Below are 3,850 nucleotides of genomic sequence, written 5' to 3'. Positions count from 1 at the left end.
TGTGGCGGACTGCAAACATCGAGCACTGGGACTGCAATCATAACCACTTTGGGACAGGATTAATTGCAACTATAAAGAGCCTCTCGGACAGAATTAACTGCAACTGAGACAGAATTAATTGCAAATGGGACTGCAATCATAATTTCGGACAGAATTAACTGCAACTAAAAAAGTAAAGAAAAGGTACCTTTTCTTTACTCGACCTGGGGTCAAAATCTCTTCACGTAAAATCAAGATTTTTAGTGGCAAAAAACTGAGTAAAATTATCAAAGTTAAGATATAATTGGTTTATCAAGTTTCTTTACTTCAACTAATCAAGTGCTAATAGGTTATGCTCGTGTTTCTACTGATGACCAAAATCTAGACCTGCAACGTGATGCTTTGCTCCTTGAGGGTTGTACCAAAATTTATGAAGACCACATTAGTGGAGCAAAAGCAGCTAGACCAGGGTTACAGAAAGCTTTATCTAAAGCGAAAGCAGGAGATATCTTAGTAGTGTGGAGGTTAGATCGCTTAGGGCGATCGCTCAAAGACCTAATAGGAATTGTTGAAGACTTAGAAAAAAGGGATATAGAACTCCATAGTATCCAAGAATCTCTAGCTACTCACACCAGTGAAGGTAAATTAATTTTTCACATATTTGGAGCCTTAGCCGAATTTGAAAGGAATTTAATTAGAGAGAGAACACAAGCCGGATTAAAAGCAGCCCGCGCTAGAGGTCGGTTAGGAGGAAGACCAAAAGCTTTAGACCCCTCAAAACGTCAACTAGCAGTAAAACTCTACAGTGAAAAACAGTACACAATTGACGAAATCTGTCAGATGATGGGAATTTCCAAGCCAACCCTCTATAGCTACATAGAAGAGGTCAATAAAGCTCAATGAAACGGAAGCAAATCCCTCCAGAAGCCATAATCTCTCTGCGACAAAGGTTAGAAAACCTGCCCCCGAGAGCAAGTGAAAGAAAGAAATTAATTGAAGAAACAGCAATTACTTATGGGGTTTCCAAAGATACCGTCTATCGCTCCTTAAGAGAAAGAGCCAAACCCAAAAGTATCCATCGAAATGACCGAGGCAAATCCCGAAAAATCAGCCCCTTAGAGATGGAAAGATACTGCGAAATTATCGCTGCCATGAAAATCCGTAGTCTCAATAAGAAAGGACGCCATCTATCCACAGTTAGAGCCATAGAAATCCTCGAAACGGAGGGAATGGAAACACCATACGGCTATCTCAAACCCAGTCCAGGATTGCTCAACAAAAGTACCATCAATCATTACCTTAAAACTTGGGACTATGATCTTGATTCCCTGACACAATCAACCCCTGCTGTTCGATTTCAAGCCACTCATAGTAATGAATGTTGGCAATTTGACCTGAGTCCATCAGACCTCAAATATCTCAAAAACCCCTCTTGGGTGCAACCAGGTAGAGGTAATCCCCAACTAATGCTTTATAGCGTCGTCGATGACCGCAGTGGTCTTTGTTATCAAGAGTATCACTGCGTTTATGGGGAAGATGTTGAAGCCGCTTTACGCTTTCTTTTTAACGCCATGACCGAAAAGAGTATGGAAGGGTTTACATTTTATGGTATTCCCGCTATGATTTACATGGATAACGGTCCCATTGCTAAAAGCCGCATTTTTCAAACAGTAATGGAATATTTGGGAGTCAAAATAGTTACGCACCTCCCCAATAGTAAAGATAAGCGAAGAAATACAGCCCGAGCCAAAGGAAAAGTAGAAAGAGCTTTTCGCACTGTTAAAGAAGCTCATGAAACTCTCTACCATTTTCACGAACCTGAAACCGAAACAGAAGCAAACACTTGGCTACATCAATACCTGATTCACTACAATAATCAACGACATCGCCATGAAGAACACACAAGACTTGAAGATTGGTTATTAAATGCACCCCCAGAAGGAATTAGACAGATGTGTAGCTGGGAACGCTTCTGTACCTTTGCTCGTGAACCAGAAAGTCGTAAAGTAGGTATAGATGCTCGTGTAACCATAGAAGGGGTAGCTTACGAAGTTAATCCCGACTTAGCAGGAGAAACTGTCACACTTTTATGGGGACTATTTGATAACGAATTGTATATAGATAACGAAGGACAAAAGTATGGTCCTTATTTTCCCGTGAATGGACCTATTCCACTACATCGTTATCGTACTAACAGAAAAACTAAGAAAGACAAAAAAGCCGAAAGAATTGAAAAATTAGCACAAGAATTAGGATTACCTATTTCCAGTTTACCCAACTCTAAAGAACTTCAATTTTTAACATCTCACATCCAAAAACTTCCTACTTTAATCCCTTTTAATGACCCAGACCCCTATCAAGAATTTACCTATCCTAGTTCTTTAGATGCTAAAAGAGCTATATCAGATTACCTGAATAAACCTTTAGCCAAACTTAATCAAGAACAAATGACTTTTATTAATGAACTATTAGCTAAAACCTTAAACAAAAAAGAAATTATTAATTCAGTTAAAGAATATTTTTGTTCTCAGGAGAAAAATCATGCTGATTGAGGTAATGAGAGAATACAACTTAACTAAAGAATTTAGAAAAGCTGGCTATTATGAAACTCCTCAACAGCAACAATTATTTGAAGAATTAAAAGTGGCAATAGTTAATGGTATGTTAGTAGCCTTAACAGGAATAGTAGGATGTGGAAAAACTGTCACTCTTAGAAAATTACAAAACACCTTAAACCAAGAAGGAAAAATCTTAGTATCCAAATCTCTGGCAGTAGAAAAACAAAAAACTAATTTAACTACTTTAATCTCAGCTTTATTTTATGACTTATCCAATGATAAAAAGTTGAAAATTCCCTCTCAAGGAGAAAAACGGGAAAGGCAATTGAGGGATTTAATTTGTAAAGGAAGAAAACCAGTAGCTTTATTTATAGACGAGGCTCATGATTTATCTACTACCACTTTAACTGGACTAAAGAGACTGATTGAAGTAGTAGAAGATGGAGGTGGTACACTATCAGTTTTATTAGTAGGACATCCCAAACTCAGAAATGACTTAAGAAGACCTACTATGGAAGAAATTGGTTATCGGACAGCTAATTTTTCCCTCGATGGTTTAATAGGTTCTCCTCAAAGATATATTGAATGGTTATTTAGTCAATGTCTGAAATCAGAGCAAGAATGGCAAGAAATAATTACAGTTGAAGCTAGAGATTTACTGTCATCTAAATTAAGAACACCTTTACAAATTGAGCAACATTTATCTTTAGCTTTTGAAGAAGCTTATAAAGCAGGAGAAAAACCTGTAACAGATGAATTAATTACTTCTATTCTTTCCAGACAAATTGATGATTTAGAACCTACGTTGACTAGACATGGTTATAATATTAAAAATCTAGCAGAACAATTTAATACTAAACCTGCGGAAATTAGGTTACTATTCAAAGGGCAATTAGATGCAGGTCGTTCTCAAGATTTAAGAGAACAAATGTTGGCAGCAGGTTTACCTATTTAAATATCTTATTTCTTATAACACTACACTTACAAAACAAAATAATTTCTACTACCAACTTCTTTTTCAAAAAACTCAGTAAATATTTTAAAGTAAAATTATTGCTTTTTATAATGAGTTTATTTACTAAGATAAGGATAACAAAGCTTCTTACAGTAAATGTCTGGAATAAAAGCAGAGTAATAATTTCAGCTTATTTGCAGTTAATCCTGTCCCAATTTATGATTGCAGTCCCAGTTGCAATTAATTCTGGCTCATTTGCAGTTAATTCTGTTCCAGAGGGAAATTATAGTTGCAATTAATCCTGTCCGAGAGTGCCGATGATTGCAGTCCCAGTGCTCGATGTTTGCAGTCCGCCACA

At 36.8% G+C, this 3,850-nt stretch carries 3 protein-coding genes; all 3 read left to right on the top strand.

The window, feature by feature from the left end:
* The first annotated feature begins 318 nt into the window (after positions 1-318).
* The 3 genes from EA365_00775 to EA365_00765 are packed head-to-tail and all read left to right on the top strand — an operon-like array spanning position 319 to position 3,492.
* The gene (locus tag EA365_00775; GenBank protein TVQ48998.1) at positions 319-882 is read left to right on the top strand and encodes a recombinase family protein; all 564 of its coding nucleotides are present in this window, start codon (positions 319-321) and stop codon (positions 880-882) included.
* Positions 883-893: 11 nt separating this feature from the next.
* Complete coding sequence (locus EA365_00770; protein ID TVQ48999.1) at positions 894-2,531, top strand: transposase; 1,638 nt, start codon at positions 894-896, stop codon at positions 2,529-2,531.
* On the top strand, positions 2,521-3,492 hold the full coding sequence (locus EA365_00765; protein ID TVQ48997.1) for an AAA family ATPase: 972 nt from the start codon (positions 2,521-2,523) through the stop codon (positions 3,490-3,492). Before EA365_00770 ends, EA365_00765 begins: the two co-directional genes overlap by 11 nt.
* The last annotated feature ends 358 nt before the right edge of the window (positions 3,493-3,850 follow it).

Source organism: Gloeocapsa sp. DLM2.Bin57, assembly GCA_007693955.1.
Lineage (GTDB): Bacteria > Cyanobacteriota > Cyanobacteriia > Cyanobacteriales > Gloeocapsaceae > Gloeocapsa.
This window is presented reverse-complemented; position numbering and strand designations above follow the sequence as displayed.